The sequence below is a fragment of the Allofranklinella schreckenbergeri genome (genome assembly GCF_003703475.1).
Classification (GTDB): domain Bacteria; phylum Pseudomonadota; class Gammaproteobacteria; order Burkholderiales; family Burkholderiaceae_C; genus Lampropedia; species Lampropedia schreckenbergeri.
Genome location: NZ_RDQM01000001.1, coordinates 246,117 through 263,878, shown reverse-complemented (window position 1 = coordinate 263,878; position 17,762 = coordinate 246,117). Strand labels below are relative to the sequence as shown.

14 protein-coding genes are annotated in these 17,762 nt (G+C 62.5%); 9 read left to right on the top strand and 5 right to left on the bottom strand.

What is annotated here, in order from left to right:
- The first annotated feature begins 1 nt into the window (after nt 1).
- From EBQ26_RS01135 to EBQ26_RS01110, 6 genes are all read left to right on the top strand, one after another.
- Nucleotides 2–604: a hypothetical protein gene (locus EBQ26_RS01135; RefSeq protein ID WP_122237179.1), complete on the top strand. Its 603-nt coding sequence runs from the start codon at nt 2–4 to the stop codon at nt 602–604.
- Nucleotides 559–2,118 carry a hypothetical protein gene (locus tag EBQ26_RS01130; protein ID WP_124779912.1) on the top strand — a complete coding sequence of 520 codons (1,560 nt, stop codon included), beginning with the start codon at nt 559–561 and terminating at the stop codon, nt 2,116–2,118. The genes EBQ26_RS01135 and EBQ26_RS01130 overlap by 46 nt, the downstream gene beginning before the upstream one ends.
- An 86-nt stretch (nt 2,119–2,204) precedes the next feature.
- The gene (locus tag EBQ26_RS01125) at nt 2,205–2,750 is read left to right on the top strand and encodes a GTP-binding protein (protein ID WP_122237177.1); all 546 of its coding nucleotides are present in this window, start codon (nt 2,205–2,207) and stop codon (nt 2,748–2,750) included.
- The gene (locus EBQ26_RS01120) at nt 2,743–3,462 is read left to right on the top strand and encodes a hypothetical protein (RefSeq protein WP_238944047.1); all 720 of its coding nucleotides are present in this window, start codon (nt 2,743–2,745) and stop codon (nt 3,460–3,462) included. The genes EBQ26_RS01125 and EBQ26_RS01120 overlap by 8 nt, the downstream gene beginning before the upstream one ends.
- A 117-nt stretch (nt 3,463–3,579) precedes the next feature.
- The gene (gene cobT, locus EBQ26_RS01115; RefSeq protein WP_122237175.1) at nt 3,580–4,623 is read left to right on the top strand and encodes a nicotinate-nucleotide--dimethylbenzimidazole phosphoribosyltransferase; all 1,044 of its coding nucleotides are present in this window, start codon (nt 3,580–3,582) and stop codon (nt 4,621–4,623) included.
- Between the two features lie 203 nt (nt 4,624–4,826).
- Nucleotides 4,827–5,720 carry an adenosylcobinamide-GDP ribazoletransferase gene (locus EBQ26_RS01110; protein ID WP_122237174.1) on the top strand — a complete coding sequence of 298 codons (894 nt, stop codon included), beginning with the start codon at nt 4,827–4,829 and terminating at the stop codon, nt 5,718–5,720.
- Nucleotides 5,721–5,883: 163 nt separating this feature from the next.
- Here EBQ26_RS01110 and EBQ26_RS01105 read toward each other — a convergent pair whose 3' ends face one another.
- The 5 genes from EBQ26_RS01105 to EBQ26_RS01085 form a co-directional block, all read right to left on the bottom strand.
- Nucleotides 5,884–6,903, bottom strand: a complete 1,020-nt coding sequence (locus EBQ26_RS01105; RefSeq protein ID WP_122237173.1) for a Bug family tripartite tricarboxylate transporter substrate binding protein — start codon at nt 6,901–6,903, stop codon at nt 5,884–5,886.
- Between the two features lie 135 nt (nt 6,904–7,038).
- Nucleotides 7,039–7,410: an AzlD domain-containing protein gene (locus EBQ26_RS01100; protein ID WP_122237172.1), complete on the bottom strand. Its 372-nt coding sequence runs from the start codon at nt 7,408–7,410 to the stop codon at nt 7,039–7,041.
- On the bottom strand, nt 7,407–8,165 hold the full coding sequence (locus EBQ26_RS01095) for an AzlC family ABC transporter permease (protein WP_122237171.1): 759 nt from the start codon (nt 8,163–8,165) through the stop codon (nt 7,407–7,409). The genes EBQ26_RS01100 and EBQ26_RS01095 overlap by 4 nt, the downstream gene beginning before the upstream one ends.
- Nucleotides 8,166–8,447: 282 nt before the next feature.
- Nucleotides 8,448–10,544 carry a DNA primase gene (gene dnaG / locus EBQ26_RS01090; RefSeq protein WP_122237170.1) on the bottom strand — a complete coding sequence of 699 codons (2,097 nt, stop codon included), beginning with the start codon at nt 10,542–10,544 and terminating at the stop codon, nt 8,448–8,450.
- A gap of 101 nt (nt 10,545–10,645) precedes the next feature.
- On the bottom strand, nt 10,646–11,326 hold the full coding sequence (locus EBQ26_RS01085; protein WP_122237284.1) for an SIR2 family NAD-dependent protein deacylase: 681 nt from the start codon (nt 11,324–11,326) through the stop codon (nt 10,646–10,648).
- A gap of 142 nt (nt 11,327–11,468) precedes the next feature.
- On the opposite strand from EBQ26_RS01085, the gene EBQ26_RS01080 reads away from it, so the two are divergent.
- The 3 genes from EBQ26_RS01080 (at nt 11,469) to truA (ending at nt 17,688) form a co-directional block, all read left to right on the top strand.
- Nucleotides 11,469–13,418 (top strand): DUF294 nucleotidyltransferase-like domain-containing protein, encoded by a 1,950-nt coding sequence (locus tag EBQ26_RS01080; protein WP_238944046.1) that lies wholly within the window; start codon nt 11,469–11,471, stop codon nt 13,416–13,418.
- A gap of 330 nt (nt 13,419–13,748) precedes the next feature.
- Nucleotides 13,749–16,574 carry a FimV/HubP family polar landmark protein gene (locus tag EBQ26_RS01075; RefSeq protein ID WP_238944045.1) on the top strand — a complete coding sequence of 942 codons (2,826 nt, stop codon included), beginning with the start codon at nt 13,749–13,751 and terminating at the stop codon, nt 16,572–16,574.
- Between the two features lie 223 nt (nt 16,575–16,797).
- A complete protein-coding gene (gene truA, locus EBQ26_RS01070) occupies nt 16,798–17,688 on the top strand; it encodes a tRNA pseudouridine(38-40) synthase TruA (protein ID WP_122237167.1) in 891 nt (296 codons plus the stop codon).
- Nucleotides 17,689–17,762 lie beyond the last annotated feature (74 nt).

Below are 17,762 nucleotides of genomic sequence, written 5' to 3'. Positions count from 1 at the left end.
TATGACCCAACAAACTATCCATACGCCGCCGCTGCCAGCCGCAGTGGCGGCGCGGTTGTTCTTTCGACGGGCCAGTCGCCTGGTATTGCAAAAACCGGCGGATCGCTTAGCTCACGAGGATCGGGTCAAGCAGGCATTGGCGTTGGATGGCGTGGAGCCGCTGCAAGGCGCACTGGTCGATATGCTGGTGGGATGTGCGTCTGATTCGGCATTGTCGAAAGTGTTCTTGCAACGCAAAGTGCAGGAGCGCTTGTCTCCTTTGGTTTTAGGGGCCATGCTGGCGCAGGTCAGCAGCGGTGAGCCGCTGCCCAGAGTCAATAAGCTGGCTACGCGTTGGTGTGTGTTGGCTACGCCGTCGTTGGATGTTTCGCCGCGTGCGCTGTTATGTGGTACGGACGACTCTCGCACCATTGTGGCCAATGCCATACAGGCTTTGTTGGAGGGGGATGTGGAGGCGGAGATGCATTTCCTTGACCATTGTGTCAGTTCCAACGATGTGCTGGCTTTCATGCTCGCAAGAAAGGAACTTGGGCGCCGCGGCAGGGCGCTTTCCCCGCAGTGGGAGGAAGTCATGGAAGCTTTGCAAAAGAGGATAAACCAATGAATAAGCACGTACTGAATGACAAACACGTCTTATTGGCAGGACTGACGGATCACGAAGCGGCAGCCATCGAGATCATGATTGGCATGACGTGGCGTGACAATAAATGCGTTGTACTCAAGCGCGATTTGACGATGAGCGCTCCTGTACAAACGCCTCAAGCCTTGGCTTGCCGCTATTGCGTTGTTGACTTGTTTAGCTTGGGGATGCGAAAGCACACGCCTGAAACCCAAGTGCGTTTATTGGAATTTCTGGATGGCCGTTCGGCCGTCTTGCTGTTTCGAGGCAGCACCAGCGGTTGGCAAGAGGCCAAGTTGCCGCTGCAAGAGGGGCAGCAACTGGCCTGGCTGGCTATGCCCTATACGAGTATGGGGTTGCGCGATGCGCTCAAGTCGATCAGGACAGAGGCCTTTACGACCGCTTCCGAGCCGCCTGCGCCTGCGCCTGCACCTGAACCAGCCCCTGCGGTGATCCATTCTGGCCCCGGATCTTTGACGCGTTCTCTTCTGAAAGGCGCTTCTGCGCCTGACATTCCAGCCGCTCCCGCCGAAGTCTCCGAAGCGCAAAAAGAAGCGGACGAGCAGGCCAAAATGCCCGCTTGGCGCCGCGCCTTGTTGATGGTTGGGCGCAAGCCAGCGGAGGAAACGCCTCCTTCTGCGACGCCGGCGCCCGCGCCAGCGCCCGCCGTCGCTGTGCCCCAAAAGCCAGAACCTGCGACGCCTGCCAGCCGAGCAGAGGAGTTGCTGGGTACGGGTAAAAAGGCTGAAGCCACACGTCAGCCTCAGGCTTCTCTTTCCGTGGCTCCGCCTGTTGTGCGCCTGTCGGTTGAAGCGCGTGGGATCAATCAGGATGTGCTGGAGCGTTTGCAGGCTGTGTTCCCCGCATTGCGCCAAATGGCTTTGGTGCGCTTTATTGGCAAGTTATTAGGCGGAGCGTATTTGCTGCGCGTGGGGCCTTCCATCTTTGTGCTGGATAGTCAGGCGGGCTGGATTGTGTCCCTGTCTTCGGTTTCCTCTATTCGCAAAATGGTGCAAACGCCAGGCGTGTTAGAGGCCATGGAAATGCAGCCTTTGCTTTCTATCGTGGCAGAAGACGTGGCCCGTCAACATTTCGGTAAAAGCAATGCGCGCAACCGCAAACCCTTGGATGTTTTGGTGTGGGAGTTGGTAAGCGACGCCTTGCTGGATGTCCGGCTCCAGGCCAAAGAAAACCTTTCTTTCCAATTGCGGCGGTTCCCCAACTTTTCGCAAATCGAACAAGTGGGGCCTTTGGATGTGCAACTGGCTGCCATTTGCGCGCGCATGCCGCAATCCATTGAGGATTTGGTGCGCGCATTTCCGAAAAACGAGCAAGACGTTTTGCGCTTTATCGTTTTGTCTGTCATTTCCGGGCTTGCGGCAGTGGTTCCTATGCCAGCGCAGCCATCTGCCCCCCAACAGCCTGTTTCCGTGAGCGGACGCGAAAAAGTCGCCGTTCGCCGTGGATTTTTCAAATCGCTGCTGGATAAATTGTTTTAATTGCAGTGATACGGTCTGATTATCAATTTTTTTGAGGGTGATTGTCTCGCTGGTACGCTACAGCGCATTGATGGTTTCATTGAACTATGCCTAATACCTACAAAATTGTATTTGCTGGCCCCGTGGGAGCGGGTAAAACCACAGCTATTCGGACGCTTTCCGATATTGAAGTCGTTAGCACGGAAGCGAACGCTTCGGATGAAATCCGTTTGCTCAAGCAGACGACGACCGTGGCCATGGATTATGGTTTGATGAAATTGGCCAGTGGCGACCAGGTGCGGCTTTATGGGACGCCGGGGCAAAAGCGTTTTGATTTCATGTGGGAAATTCTCACTGAAAATGCCTTGGGCATGGTGTTGATGCTCAATGGCAGTGCGAAAGACCCTGTGGCCGATTTGCGGTTGTATGTGGATGAGTTTCGTGAATTCATTGACCAAACAGCCTTGGTCGTAGGGGTTACCCATACCGATGTCAGTGGCCCGCAACCGCGCCTGGAGCTGTCCAAGGCTTTGGGTGAAATGGGGCTGCCACCCACCGTGATGGATATCGACGCGCGCAGCCGTCCTCACATGGCGGCTTTGGTGAAATCGTTGATATTCAGCATCGACCCTTTCAACGGTTCAAATGGATAGCAAGATGAATGAATGCAGTACGGGCACAGACGCATCGGTGGCAGAGGATCCGTTTTTGATGCTTACCCCCACGGGTGCCATGTATGCCCATGCTGAGCGCACGCCCAATCAAACCGCCACCGTCTTGCAAACCCTTTTGCCTGCCTCTACAGCGCTGCGGCGCAGTGTGTGGTTGGCACAAGCGCCTGAGCATGAAGCTGTATTAACCCAGGCAATGCAAGAGGGGTGGGTGCATGAGGTCGAGCGCGAACTTCAGGCGCCGGATGCGCGCCTGGATCATTATTTGCCCCATGCCATTGCGGGTTTATCCAGTACCCGCATGGCGGCCCTGGCATCGGACGATGGTTTTTGCCTGGCTCGCTCTGGTTACGACGCGTCCGAAGCGGAAATTCTCTCTGCCATTACGGTGGAGTTTTTCGAGTTCATGCGTCGCCAAAAACGCCGTGGCTGGAATAGCAATAGCTCGATTTCGTTTTACGATGGCATCGATATGCTTTTGCCCAGCACGACGATGGTGCCATTTTGGGTGAATGAGGTCGGTTATTGGTTTATTTTGGGCGGTGAGCCTTTGTTGAATAACCGAGCATTGGTGGAAGTGATTTGGAGTATTCACACTGCAAATAAAAAGTTTGCGGTTTCGCTGGCCCGCCTGCCTTTTGATGTGCCGCAAGAGCAATACGATGCAGCCCAGCCCGTTTGGAAACGGGTGTGAGGCCAGCCAAAAAACTTTGAAGCGTTGCAAAACGCATCTCGCTGCCTGTTTTGCGCCGCTTCCGCTTGGGGCGAGAAGTGGCGCCTGTCGTTCACTTCCAACGCCATTTGAGCATTCATGACCCAAGCATCTTTACCCGTCATCGACGATCTCTCGCAAACCGAATTGGCTGTCCGCATCGGCCACTTGCTGGACAACAAAACCAAACCCTTGCGCTCGTTGGGGCGTTTGGAGGATTTGGCCTCGCAGTTGGGCTGCATCCTGGGCACGGCTGAGCCTGTGTTGGAGCAGCCGCATTGCCTGATTTTTGCGGCCGATCACGGCCTGGCACGCCAAGGGGTGTCGGCTTTTCCCAGCGATGTGACCTGGCAGATGGTGCACAACATGCTGGCGGGCGGGGCGGCGATCAGCGTGTTGACGCGCCAGCATGGCATTGCACTCAAGTTGGTCGATTGCGGCGTGGCCCATACGCTGCCTGCCCATGCGGACTTGTTTGATTTCAAGGTGGCCCAGGGCACTGCCGATGCCAGCGAAGGCCCGGCCATGACGCGAGAGCAGTGCCTGGCCGCGATAGAGGCTGGGCGAGAGGCGGTGCGCGCTTGCCCGGGCAATGCCATCCTGTTGGGCGAAATGGGCATTGGCAACACTTCGGCGGCGGCTTTGTTGCTGGCGCGTTTGACCGATCAGCCCATCGCCGTCTGTGCGGGTGCGGGTACGGGCGTGGTGGGCGAGGCTTTTGCGCGCAAATTGCAGGTGCTGCAAAAAGTGCTGGATCGCCATGCCCAGGTGCGCGAGCCGCTGGAGGTGCTGGCGTGCATGGGCGGGCTGGAAATTGCCGCCATGGTGGGGGCGACTTTGGAGGCGGCGCTGCAACGGCGGGTGATTGTGGTGGATGGCTTCGTCACCGGCGCGGCGGTGTTGGTGGCCGCGCGCATGCAGCCCCACGTGCTGCAACGCTGCGTGTTCTCGCACCTCTCGCATGAGCAGGGCCACCGCCTGATGCTGCAAGCGCTGGATGCCAAGCCTTTGCTGCAAATGGATATGCGCCTGGGCGAAGCCTCTGGCGCGGCGCTGGCTTGGCCGCTGTTGGAGTCGGCCTGCCGCATCTTGCGCGAGATGGCCAGCTTTGATTCGGCCCAGGTTTCCGGGCAGAGTGCTTGAGGCGTTGTTTATTGCTTAATTTATAAATCAAAGGAAATAAAATAACCTTATATTGGCATGATGGATGGTGTTTATATTTTCCTTTGATTGAAATTTCCAATTGTTTGGGAGCCTGCTTGGCAGCCTTGCCCGCCAACCTGCGCGCGCCCGCGCACCGGCTCCCCAACTCCCACATGCAATAGCTCTTGATGCAATAGCCCTTTATGCAAGCGCTACGCCATTGGTTGCTGGCTGTGCAGTACTTCACCCGTCTTCCCGTCACCGGCGCGCTGGCGCAATGGGTGGGCTATACGCCTGCCATGCTGTCGCGCGCCTTTGGCCATTTGCCGCTGGTGGGCGCGCTGGTGGGCTTGCTCTCGGCGCTGGCGCTGGCGCTGGCGTTGGCACTGCTGCCTGCGGTGGGCGCAGTGCCTGCGGTGGCCTGGGTGGCGGCTTCACTGGCGGTGCTGGGCGGCTTGCTGGTGACCGGCGCATTGCATGAGGATGGCCTGGCCGATTTGGCCGACGGCCTGGGCGGCGGGGCGAGCGCCGAGCGCGCGCTGGAGATCATGAAGGATTCCCGCATCGGGGCTTTTGGCGCCATGGCCTTGGTGGTGGCGCTGGGCTTGAAAGTGGCTTTGCTGGCGGCGCTGGTGCAGGCCGCTGCGGTGCGGGCGACGGGCCAGGCGTTGCCGGCGGCCGGGGCGGGCGAATGGCTGGCGGCGGCTTCCTCCGCCTTGTCCGCGCCGGGGTGGTTGTTGCCTTGTGCTGCCTTGGTGGGCGGGCATGTGCTCTCGCGCCTGCCGCCGGTGTGGATTGCGGCGTGGCTGCCGTATGCGGGGGTGGCGGCGCTCTCCAAATCCCAATCCGTGACGCAGGGGGTGACGTGGCCTGCCTTGGCTTTGGCGACGGGTGTTACGTGCGGGGTTTTGCTGGCGTTGTGCTGGGTGGCGCCTGGCGTGCCGTGGTGGTGGCCAGCCTTGGGCTGCGCCGTGGGCGCGGCTTGGGTGGGCTGGCGCTTGAAAGTGCGCTTGCGCGGCTTTACGGGCGATGGGCTGGGCGCGGCGCAGCAGGTGGGGGAGCTGGGTTTTTACCTGACGCTGCTGGCTTGCCTGTGAACACGGGCGCTGCCTGGGGCTGCGCCTGTGTTGGCGCTATGTTGGCCCCATGCGCAGCGTCGCTTTTTTATGCCATATTCCATATCAAGAGAATATTGGAATAAATACCAATTTGCCAAAATACAGGTATTTTATTTCTCTTGATATGGAATTTTGAGAGGCGTCAATCCAGTTGAACGCCCGATGCTTCGACGATGCTTTTCCACGCTTCGTAGTCTTGTTTCAGGAAGGCGGCGAATTCGGCGCGGCCCATGGCTTTGGCTTCTGCACCTTGTTTCTGAATGGCTTGGCGCACGGCATCGGTTTGCAGCAGCGTATTGACGGCGCCGTGCATGGCATCGGCGATGGGCTGGGGCAAGCCTGCGGGGGCCATGACGCCGTACCAGGTGCTGACATCGAATTGGGCCACGCCTGCAATGCCCGATTCGGCCACCGTGGGCACATCGGGCAGGGAGGAGCTGCGCGTGGCGGAGGTGACGGCCAGCGGGCGCAGCTTGCCGGCCTTGATTTGCGACATGGCCGAGGGCACGGAGGAGGCCATCAAATGCACGTTGCCCGCGATGACATCCACCAGCGCGGGGCTGGAGCCTTTGTAGGGCACGTGGATGAGGTCGATGCCCGCGGCGGTTTCCAGCATTTGCCCGGCCAGGTGGATGGAGGTGCCGTTGCCGGGCGAGCCGTAGGTGATGGCGCCAGGCTGGGCTTTGGCTGCGGCGACCACGTCTGCCAGGGTTTTGAAGGGGGAATCGACGCTGGTGGAGATGAGCACGGGCGAGTAAGCCACGTGGGCAATGGGGGTGAGGTCTTTGACGGGGTTCCAGCTCAGGTTTTTATACAGCCAGGGGCCGATGACGAGGTTGTCCTTTTGCCCCAGCACGAAGTCGTAGCCTTCGGCTGCGGCTTTCACCGCTTCGCCAATGCCGAGCGTGCCGCCCACGCCGGGCTTGTTATCGGCCACGATGTTCCAGCCCTTGGCCTCGCCGAGCTTGGCGGAAATCAGCCGCGCCAAGGTGTCGGTGCCGCCGCCGGGCGGGAAGGGGACGATCATGCGGATGGGCTTGGCGGGCCAGTTCTGGGCGCTGTTGGCCTGGGCGTCTGGCTGCGTGTTCTGGGCCGCGGCGCTGGAGAGCAGGCTCAGGCTGGCCAGGCCGATGGCCGCGCCGGTGATGAGTTTTTGGAACATGGAGGGACCTCGCAAAAATTCGCAATGGGTTGAACAAGCCCTGGCGCCAGAGCGCCAAGGCGAAAGTGCGGGAGCTTATGCCAATTTCGCCCCTTCCTTTGGCCGCTGAGCCAGTCGGCAAACAGGCGGTCCGCCTCACCCCATCAGCCACTGCATGCACAGCCCATACACGCACGCGCCCGCCAGGGTGGGCGCGGCAATGCCTTTGACCCAGCGGCGCGTGAGCAGCAAGGCGCACAGGCCCGCCATGATGGCCATGAGCGCCGCCACGGATGGGCTTGCGCCAGCGCCGGAGCCAGCCAGCCCCCAGAGGGAGACGACGAGCAGCGCCGTGATGGCCGCCGGGCCAACGCCTGCCAGCAAGGATTGCAGCAGGCGGCGCAGCGGCTGGGGGGCGCTGCTTGGCGGCTGGGCGGGGCGGGGGCGCAGGGCCTGGCGCAGCGGCAGCCAGCGCAGGGCAAAGGTGCCAGCGGCGCTCAAGCCGATGATCCACAAGACGGTATTCATGGTTGGGCGGATTCGATGGAGGATGGTGCAGGTGCGATTGCATGGCCCAGGCGCAGGGCGAGGCTATGGCCGATGGCCCCGCCCGCAATGGCCAGCAACAAAGCGTGGTGGCCGGGCAACCAAGGTAGCGCGGCCAGGGCGCAAAGGGCGGCTGCGCCGATGGCAAAGCGCCAGGGACGGATGCCGTTTTCCAGCAACAGGGTGAAAAACAGCGCCGGGAGCACAAAGCCCAGTGCCTGGCGCAGCCACAGTGGCCATTGGCTGATATCGCCCACCACAAAAGCGCCCGTGGCGCTGCCCAGCACCCAGGCGGCGTAGGAGCCGCAGGACAGGCCCAGAAACCACAGCGGGCGCGCGGCGGGCGGGATGCGCCCTATGCGGCTCATGGCGGTGGCAAAGACTTCGTCGGTCAGCCCAAAGGCCAGGGCGGGTACGGGAACAAGGGGAGCGGGAGTGTTGGCCCCGTTGGCGGGCAAGGCGGGTTGGAGCAGGCGGGCCAGCGCCGGGCCGTAAAACAGGTGGCGGGCATTCATCAGCAAGATGGTGGAAACACTGGCGGGCAGGCCCGCGCCGGAGGCCAGCAGGCTGATGAGCAAGAACTGGCTGGCGCCCGCATAGACGAGCACGGAGATGAGCACGGCGATGCCGGGGGCCAGCCCGGCTTCGACGGCAGAAAGGCCAAAGGAGATGGCCACGGGAAAGTAGCCCGTGGCGATGGAGAGGCTGGCGGCCAGGCCGCTCAAGAAGGGGGGCATGAAAAAAGCGCTGGTGGGAGGTCGAGGGGCAAGCGTGCGGGGCTTGGTGGGCGGCTGATTGCGGTGGTTTTTGCTTTTTTATTCTTGATCAAAAGGAAATGAAATCGCCTTGTTTTTGCAAGTTGGGAAAAGGGTGTGTTTTCCTTTGGTTTGCTAATGGTGGTGTGACTCAGGGCTGGAAAATTGTATTTCAAAGGAAATGAATTTGCTCTGTTTCGGTATGTCCCGCAATAAGCGGGTTTTCCTTTGGTTGGATTTTTTGGTGCGGACTTCGGTTCGGGTTTATTTGAGGGTGGCCAGGTGGGCGGTGAGCTGGCGCAGGCGGGCGCCGGCCTGGCTGTCGGTGTCGTAATGGCGGGTGACTTGCTCGATTTCGTATTGGAGCTGGCGGATCATGATGTGCTTGAGGGCGTTGTCCAGCTCGTCGCGGTAGTTTTCCATGGGCTGGGCGGCCAAATCTTCGATATGGGGCAACAGGCGCTGGATGGGGGCGAGCGCGGCTTGTTGCAGCAGGGGCTTGATCTCGGCCCAGGGTTGCGCGCCGTGGTGCTGGAGGTGGTCGTCCACCCAGGCGAACAGGCGCCCGTCCGGCTCGGGCAGGCGGCACAGCAGCGTCATGTTGCGCTCGCCCAGGCGTTCGGCCAGAGGCATGTGGGCCAGCAGGATGCTGGCGGCGTGTTCTTCGCGGCGCAGCGGGCGCTGGCGCAGGGGCGCGCGGGGGGGGCGTGCCGGGCGCGGCTCAAAGGCGCGGCGGCTGAAGCGGGTGTCGCGCTCCTGGCGGCTGCTGTCGCCATAGCGGCGCTCGCCGTCATGGCGGCTGGGCCAGGCGGCGGGGTGGTAATCGCTGGCGGGGGGGGCATCGGGGCCGGGCGGGGGCCAGTCAGGCGCGGGGGGCGGCTCCAAGGATTCAATGGGCGCGAAAGTCTCCAGCGGGTCGAGCGGCTCGAGGTTGTCATCCAGCCAGGCGGACGGGGGGATGTTGTCAGCGTCGGAGGGGGGCTCGCCAGCGGCGGGGGCGCTGGACGGGCTGGGCGGGCGCAGTGGCTGGCTGCGCCTGGGGGCGTGGCGCGGGTCGGCGGCCATGCTTTGCCACAGGTGCAGCAAGTCGTCGCGCTCCATCTGGGCGATGCGGGCGATTTCGCTGCGAATCTGGATTTTCAGTGCGCTTTCGGGCAGCAAGGCCCACAGCGGGTAGGCCTGGTGGGCCATGCGTGCGCGGCCTTCGGCGGTGGCGAGGGTGCAGTCCTGGCTGGCCACTTGCAGCAGGTATTGGCTCAGGGGCAGGGCCAGTTCGACTTGTTCGGCAAAGGCGTTTTGGCCGCGCTCGCGGATGTAGCTGTCGGGGTCGTGCTCTTTGGGCAGAAAGAGAAAGCGGATGCTGCGCGTGTCGCTGGCAAAGGGCAGGGCGCAGGCCAGGGCTTTGGCGGCGGCTTTGCGCCCGGCGGTGTCGCCGTCGAAGGCAAAGACGATGTGCTCGGTGTGGCGCAGCAGCAGTTGCACGTGCGCTTCGGTGCAGGCGGTGCCCAGCGTGGCGACGGCGTTGGCAAAGCCCCATTGGGCCAGGGCGACGACGTCCATATAGCCTTCGCACACCAGCGCGTAGCCTTGGCTGCGGATGGCTGCGCGCGCTTCGTACAGGCCGTACAGCTCCTGGCCTTTGTGGAAGATGGGCGTTTCGGGCGAGTTGAGGTATTTGGGCTGGCCGCTGCCCAGAATGCGCCCGCCAAAGCCGATGGTTTCGCCGCGCACGTTGCGGATGGGGAAGATCAGCCGCTCGCGGAAGCGGTCGTAGCGGCGGCCGGTTTCTTCCTTGTAGATGACCAGGCCCGCTTCTTCGAGCAGCGGGTCGGCATAGTCGGCAAAGACGGAGGAGAGCGCATGCTCGCCCGCCGGGGCGTAGCCGAGCATGAATTGCGCGGCGATGGCCCCGCTCACGCCTCGGCCTTTGAGGTAGAGGATGGCTTCGGGCGCGGTTTTCAGGAAGTTTTTGTAGGCGCGCGCGGCCTGGGCGTTGATCTCGGCCAGAGTTTTCTTTTGCTCGCGCTGCTGCTGGCGCTCGGCCGCCTGGGCGGGCGAGAGGCGCTCTTGCTGCGGCATGGGCAGGCCGGCGTGGTGGGCCAGCTCCTTGACGGCATCGACAAAGCCCATGCCCGCGTAGTTCATCAGGAAGTGGATGGCGTTGCCGTGCGCGCCGCAGCCAAAGCAGTGATAGAACTGCTTGCTGGGGCTGACGGTGAAGGAGGGGGATTTTTCCTCGTGAAACGGGCACAGCCCCAGCAGGTTGGCGCCGCCTTTTTTCAGCGTGACGTAACGCCCCACGACCTCGACGATGTCGGTGCGGGCGTTGAGTTCGTCCAGAAAGCTTTGCGGGATGGCCACGGGCGGGGTTGTGTTTTTTACAAATCATTGTAAATGTTATGGATTGATTGTATTGCCATAACAAGGTTATTTTGTTTCTTTTTGATTTGAAATTTCGAGGATCAAGGCAGCCACTGCGCCACCAGCGGTGGCACCAGATCGGTGGCGCGGCCTTGCAGGAAGTGGTAGTGGGCGGGGGTGCGTTGCATCTCCAGCGCGATCAGCACCTTCTCCGCGTGCGCGGGCGCTTCCTGCACCAGCGCGGCGACGGGAAAGACCGAAAGCGAGGTGCCCACGACCAGCACGCGATCGGCCTGGCAGATGGCTTCCAGCGCCTCATCCAGGCGCAGCACGGCCTCGCCAAACCACACCACGTGCGGGCGCAGTTGGCTGCCATCGGGCGCCAGATCGCCCAGGGCGATGTCGGCGCCTTGCAGCGGCACGATCAGCGTGTCGTCCACACTGCTTTGGCCCTTGGTGATTTCGCCGTGCACGTGGATGACGTTGCGCGAGCCAGCCCGCTCGTGCAAATCGTCGATGTTTTGCGTGATGACGGTGACGCGGTGGCGCTGCTGCAATTGCGCAATGGCCAGGTGGGCCGCGTTGGGTTGGGCCTGACGCACTTCGCGGCGGCGCTGGTTGTAAAACTCCAGCACCAGCGCGGGGTTGGCGGCGTAGCCCTCGGGGGTGGCGACGTCTTCAATGCGGTGCTCGTTCCAGTAGCCGTCCATATCGCGGAAGGTGCGCAAGCCGCTCTCGGCGCTGATGCCCGCGCCGGTGAAAACCACGATGTCCTCGGCCATGTTCGATTTCCCTGGAAAAAATGCAAAACGGCGATTGTGCCGCAAGGCGTTTGGCGGCATGGGGCGTGGAACAATGTTGCGCTCCTGCCCGCGCCCTGCCTGCCGGGCAGGCCAGCCAACTTTCTCCGGGAGCGACCGCCTCATGACCCATCCCCAAACGCCCAGCCTGCAAAAAGCCGGTCAGCAGGCCGTGGCGCAAAACATCCAGGCGCTGGCGGGCTTTCTCAAGCACTACCCGCCTTTTGACGCGATGGAGCAGGCGCATGTGCTGTTTTTGCTCGAGCGCAGCCGGTTGGTGTTTTTCGCCGCAGGCCAGCCCATCATCACCCCCGCCGATGGCAAGGTGCGGTTCTGGTATGTGGTGCGCCAGGGCCATGTGCAGGGCTTGCGCGGCGATGGCCGCGAGGAGCCGGATGTGCCGCTGAACCTGCTGCCTGGCGACGGCTTTCCGTTTGCCGCCATCATCGGCGAGCGCGCCTCGCGCCGCACCTACACTGCAGTGGAAGATACGTTTTGCCTGCAATTGCCCGTGCCCGATTTCGCACGCCTGGCGGAAACTTCCGAAGCCTTCGGCCAATACGCCATGCGCGGCGTCAGCAGCCTGCTGGGGCGCATCGGCAACCGCTTGCAGGCCAGCGCGGCGCAGACCTTGAGCGAGAGCGAATCGCTGGCTACCCCGCTGGCGGAGATGCTCACGCGCGAACCGATTACCTGCACGCCCGAGACCAGCGTGCGTGAGGCGGTGCGCCGCATGCACGACAAGCGCGCGGGCAGCATCGCGGTGGTGGACGCTCAGCAGCGGCTGGCAGGCATCTTCACGCTGCGCGATCTGCGCGGCCTGGTGATCGACCCGCAAGCCAATCTGGATGGGCCCATCGAGCAGGTGATGACGCGCAAGCCCTACCACCTGCCGCCCACGGCCACGGCGTTTGACGCCACGGAGCTGATGGCCCAGCACCACTTCGCCCACGTCTGCATCGTGGAGGACGGGCGGCTGCGCGGGGTGATTTCCGAGCGCGATTTGTTCGCCCTGCAACGCGTGGATTTGGTGCATCAGGCCAGGGCCATCCGCAGCGCCCAATCGGTTGAGGCCATGACGGCCATCCGCGGCGAAATCCCCAAGCTGGTGGCCAAAATGCTGGCGCACGGCGCCAGCGCCGAGCAACTGCTGCGCATCGTGACGCAGCTCAATGACCACACCGTCGCGCGCGTGATCGAGCTGGTGCTGGCCGAGCACGGCGATCCCGGCATCGCCTTTGGCTGGATTGCCTTTGGCAGCGAGGCGCGCGGCGAGCAAACCCTGTTGAGCGACCAGGACAACGGCATCATCTTCCGCGCCAGCGATGTGGAGGAAGCGCGCGCCTGCCAGGCCCGGCTGCTGCCGCTGGCTCACGCCATCAACACCGCGCTGGACGCGTGCGGCATGAGCTGGTGCACAGGCAATGTGATGGCCAGCAACCCCGATTTGTGCCTGGCCGATTTCCAGTGGAAGGCGTTTTACAACCGCATGGTGCTCAGCGGCAGCCCGCAGGATTTGCTGCACTCGACGATTTATTTCGATCAGCGGCTGGTCTGGGGCGATGACGCCGGGCTGGCCGAAGTACAAGCCCATGCGCTGCAAACGGCCGGGCAAGACGAAGCCTTTTTGCGCCTGATGGCCGCCCAGGCGCTCGATCGCAGCCCGCCTGCGGCCAGCCAGCTCGGCGGCTTGCGCCATCGCCTCAAGCACGCACTGGGCGGCGGCGAACAAACCATTGATTTGAAAACGCAGGCGCTGGCGCTGTTTGTGGATGCCGTGCGCATTCTGGCGCTGGGGCACGGCATCCGCGCCGCCTCCACGGTGGAGCGGCTGCGCAGCCTGGGCCAGCAAGGCCATTTGCCCGAAGTGCGGGCGCAAACCTATGAAGAGGCGTTCAACTATCTGCAACAACTGCGCCTGCACCACCACCAGCAGCAACTGCAAGCGGGGCAGGCGCTGGACAACCGCATCGACGCCAGCGCCCTCAACCCCCTGGAGCAGCGCGTGCTGCGCGGCGCATTGGCCGAAGCCGAGCGTTTGCAAAGCACTTTGCGTTTGAAATATCGGCTCTAGAGCGTGTCATGCACTTTGCGCTCTCGCGGGGGCGCAAAGTGCATCACGCGCTCCAAGCTCAAAAACGTTCGAGAAACCCAAGGTAAGCCCATGATTTCAAAAGGTTTGGGGCATGCGTTGTCGAGGGGCAACATGCCACAAAGTGTTTTCAATCGTAACATTGAAACTCGGGTAATCTCCTTGTCAGTGCATTTCAATACTGTTATCGTCGAACGACACAACTGTGAATTGGCCGCGTGGGGCGGCTTCGGCGCGGGGCCAACCTGAGCCTGCCACGCCAAGAGCACAACCAATCATTTTTTTACATTTATAAAGAAGCAAATGGCAAACATGCATCGTTGGAAACACTCTGCCCTGGCCGCTGCAGTGGCGCTAACCGCTGGCTTGCATGGACCTGCGGCGGCTTTGACGTTGGGGCAAATTCGTGTGCAGTCGCACTTGGGCGAACCCTTGCGCGCCACGATTCCAGTGAGCAATCTCACGGCAGACGAGGCGCAGACCCTCCAGGCCAACCCGGCCTCCCCCGACGTCTTCAACGCCCACGGCGCCAACTACTCCAGCATCATGACCCGCCTGCAAGTGACCTTGCAGCGCAAAGCCGATGGCTCGGCGCAGTTGCTGCTCAGCACGCCCACGCCGGTGAACGAGCCGTTTGTGGACCTGGTGCTTAGCGCCACCTGGAATGGCGGCAACGCGGTGCGCAGCTACGCTGTACTGCTGGATCCCCCCATCTCGCCCAAGCGCAGTGCAGCGGCTGGCAGCGCAGGCGCGCAATCCGCGGCGACGCCCGCAGAGGCACCTGTGGCTACCACCATGCCGACGCGGCCCGCACCCGCAATGGCGCCTGTCGTAGCGCCGCGCACCTCTACCCGTGTACAAGGCGATGATGTGTACCAGCGCGCCAGGAACTGGATGCAAAGCCAGGGCCAGACGGTCTCGGGCGCGGTGGCGCCCGCACCCAAGCCATCCCGTGCGGCGGCGAGCCGTGCAGGTGGCAAAGCGCGGGCCAGCAGCATGCCCGCAGCAGGTGCAGAGGGCGCGGTCAGGACGCGGCGCGGCGACACCGCCAGCTCCATCGCTCGCCGCCATTTGCCCAGCGGCGTATCGCTGGATCAAATGCTGGTTGCCCTGCAACGCGCCAACCCCCATGCCTTCATCCGCGATAACGTCAACCTGCTGCGCTCGGGTGTGACGCTGGAGATCCCCGATCTCGCCGAAGTGCAGGCCGTCTCCGCGCATGATGCGCGCCGCCAGATCGTGGCCCAGACGCGCGACTTCAATCAATACCGCAACCGTGCGGCCGCCCGCGTCGCCACCGTGCCCACGGCAAAGCACAAGAGCGACACCACCGTGGGCCGAGTGACTGCGCCTGTGACGGCACCTGCCGCACCGCAGGGCGATACGCTCAAGCTTTCGTCGCAGCAAGCCTCACAGGCGCAAAAACGCATGGAGCAGCAATTGGTCATGCAGCGCCAGAAAGAGGAGGACGAGGCCCGCAGGCTGGAAGCCGAAACCAATGCCCAAAAGGCCAAGGAGCTGCTGGAGCAAGCCAAGGAACTCAACGGCAATGGCGCTGGCGCTGCCAAAGAGTCGGCGGGCATTGTGCCCATTGAAGCGCCGCCGCCCGTGCCGCTGCCGCAGGCACCTACTGAAACGCCCGCCGAGACGCCCGCGGCTGCGTCAGACGCAGTGCCTATGGATGAGGTCAAACTCCCGGCAGAGCCTGCCAAAGCGGTCGAAATCCCCGAGCCTGCGCCCGTGCCCGTTGAGCCAGTACCTGCTGAGCCGCCCGCACCCGTCGAGCCTGTGCAGCCAGTGGAGCCGCCCAAACCCGTCGAGCCACCGCCAGAGCCGCCTAAGCCTGCGGAGAAGCCCAGGCCAGCGCCCGCGCCAGCCCCTGTGGTGGAGGAAAGCTTCCTGGATTCCTTGCTGGCCAACCCCTGGCTGCCGTACATGGGCGGCGGTTTGCTCGCGCTGCTCGGCTTGGGGCTGTACTACCGCTACCGCAAAGGGCGCAGCGGGGATGATGTGGTGTACGAAAACAGCAACATCCCCGACTCCTTCTTCGCCAGCAGCAGAGGGGGCGACACCCAGGGCGGCTCCTCTGCCGCTTCAACCCAGTCGGCTTCGTCGGGCTTGTCCACTGCCGTGTCTTCCATGTCGTATTCGCCTAGCCAGATCGATGCGACGGGCGAGGGCGATCCGGTGCTGGAAGCCGATGTGCTGCTGGCCTATGGCCGCGACCAGCAGGCTGAAGAAGTGCTCAAGGAGGCGGAAATCAACAATCCGACGCGCGCCGCCATCAAGGTGCGCTTGGCCGAGATCTATGCCTCGCGGCAAGATCGTTTGCTGTTTGAAGCCAAGGCCAGCGAGCTGGCCAAGCTGACGCAGCAAACGGGCACCGATTGGGCCAAAGTGGCCGAGTTGGGCCGCAATCTGGATCCCACCAATCCGCTCTACCAAACCCCCCAGCAAGAAGCTGGTGGCGTGGAAGATCCCAATGCCGGGGCCGATTCCAGCCTGCTGTCGGGCTTTGGGCCGCTCTCTGGCCTGGATTTCGACTTCCAGCAATCTTCCCTCGCGCCGGTGAGCGATGGCCCGGACACCGAGCAAGGCGAGCGGCCTACTGGCCCCGCGTCTGCACCATCTCCGGCCGGGTTGGCGGATTTGGGCCTGGATCTGAACCTGGGCGATATCGAAGCGCCCTCGTCGGTTTCCGCCGGACTGCCGCATGAAGACGCTGCGCACGCTGCTATCCCCACCTTGCCAAGCGCGCAAGAGGAGACTTCCTCTACCGTACCCGCGAGCGTGTCGCAGCTCGAGTCGCCCAGCGAGGAAGGGCCTAAGAGTTCGCTGGAATTTGATCTGTCCGATATGGATTTCAGCCTGCCGCCGATTGAGCCGGAGCCGCAGTCCAGGCCGATGGAGACGGTCAATCCCCTGGAGGGCGAGCGCAGCTTCCTGGGTGAGCTGGATTTGGGCCCCGAAACGATGGCCGATGAAGATCCGCTGGCCACCAAGCTCGCTTTGGCCCGCGAATTTCAGGGTTTGGGCGATAGCGAAGGCGCGCGTGCTTTGCTGCAAGAGGTGATTGCCCAGGCGGATGGGCCGCTCAAGGCCAAGGCGCAAGCCATGCTGGATGGGTTGAATTCCTGAAAGTCGACTTCAAAACCGGGGCTGACTTGAAACAGCGCTTGGGGCCAGAGGCTCTCACAGTCTTTTGCCCTTGAAAACAAACGCCGAAGCGCATGCGCTTCGGCGTTTGTTTTTGGCATTGATGTTCACATCATAGGAAATTCATATCATTGATGGAATTGCCTTAACATGCATATAAAATTTCCTATTGATTGATAACTCTGCGACTTTATCCTGATTTTCTATGCGTATAGCATTGGGCTTGAGTTACGACGGCAAGGCTTACCACGGTTGGCAAAGCCAGCCCGATGGGCAAACCGTGCAGGATCGCCTGGAGGCGGCGCTGGCGCAATTCATTGGTCAGCGAGTGTCCACAGTGTGTGCGGGGCGCACGGATGCGGGGGTGCACGGGCTGATGCAGGTGGTGCATTTCGATTCGCCGGTGCAGCGCGAGGAAATGTCTTGGGTGCGTGGCGTGAACCGCTATTTGCCCGGCGATGTAGCGATTCAATGGGCGCGCGTCGTGCCCGACGACTTCCACGCCCGCAACCGGGCGCAAAGCCGCAGTTATGCCTACGTGCTGCTGCAATCGCCCGTCCGGCCCAGCATTGAGGCCGGGCGCGTGGGCTGGACGTTTTTGCCGCTGGATGGGCAGGCGATGCGCCAAGGCGCGGCGTATTTGCTGGGCGAGCACGATTTCAGCTCGTTTCGCGCTGCGGCGTGCCAGTCGCATACGCCGGTGAAGACGATGCTGCGTGCCGCCATTACGGCCACGCCCTTGCGGCGCGGGCATTGGCCGACTTCAGCGCCTGCCGCGCCAATTGTGCGGGAGGCGGCCGGGGCCAGCGCGGCCAAGGCATTCACGCGCGTGCCTACGTGTTATTGGCGTTTCGAGTTCGAGGCGAACGCTTTTTTGCATCACATGATTCGCAACATCATGGGTTGCCTGGTCGCCATTGGGCAGGGGCAATATCCGCCCGAATGGATGGCGCAGGTGTTGGCGGCCCGCTCGCGCGATGCGGCGGCGCCTACGTTTGCGCCCGACGGGCTGTACTTTCTGGGGCCGCGTTACGAGGCGCATTGGGGGCTGCCCCACACCACCGCAGGATGCGATTTTTTGCCGGGGGTTGGGTGATTCTTCCCAGTTTTCCAAACCATCGGAATGCAAACATGCCTCTTTCGGCATGGTGGTTGGTATGGTGATTTTAC

Excerpts from the sequence above, each read along its gene's own strand:
- EBQ26_RS01085 (WP_122237284.1), bottom strand. The coding sequence starts at position 11,326 with ATGGCCGAGGACATCGTGGTTTTCACCGGCGCGGGCATCAGCGCCGAG.
- EBQ26_RS01135 (WP_122237179.1), top strand. The coding sequence starts at position 2 with ATGACCCAACAAACTATCCATACGCCGCCGCTGCCAGCCGCAGTGGCG.
- cobT (WP_122237175.1), top strand. The coding sequence starts at position 3,580 with ATGACCCAAGCATCTTTACCCGTCATCGACGATCTCTCGCAAACCGAA.
- EBQ26_RS01110 (WP_122237174.1), top strand. The coding sequence starts at position 4,827 with ATGCAAGCGCTACGCCATTGGTTGCTGGCTGTGCAGTACTTCACCCGT.
- EBQ26_RS01100 (WP_122237172.1), bottom strand. The coding sequence starts at position 7,410 with ATGAATACCGTCTTGTGGATCATCGGCTTGAGCGCCGCTGGCACCTTT.
- EBQ26_RS01080 (WP_238944046.1), top strand. The coding sequence starts at position 11,469 with ATGACCCATCCCCAAACGCCCAGCCTGCAAAAAGCCGGTCAGCAGGCC.
- truA (WP_122237167.1), top strand. The coding sequence starts at position 16,798 with ATGCGTATAGCATTGGGCTTGAGTTACGACGGCAAGGCTTACCACGGT.
- EBQ26_RS01105 (WP_122237173.1), bottom strand. The coding sequence starts at position 6,903 with ATGTTCCAAAAACTCATCACCGGCGCGGCCATCGGCCTGGCCAGCCTG.
- EBQ26_RS01120 (WP_238944047.1), top strand. The coding sequence starts at position 2,743 with ATGGATAGCAAGATGAATGAATGCAGTACGGGCACAGACGCATCGGTG.
- EBQ26_RS01125 (WP_122237177.1), top strand. The coding sequence starts at position 2,205 with ATGCCTAATACCTACAAAATTGTATTTGCTGGCCCCGTGGGAGCGGGT.
- EBQ26_RS01075 (WP_238944045.1), top strand. The coding sequence starts at position 13,749 with ATGCATCGTTGGAAACACTCTGCCCTGGCCGCTGCAGTGGCGCTAACC.
- EBQ26_RS01095 (WP_122237171.1), bottom strand. The coding sequence starts at position 8,165 with ATGCCCCCCTTCTTGAGCGGCCTGGCCGCCAGCCTCTCCATCGCCACG.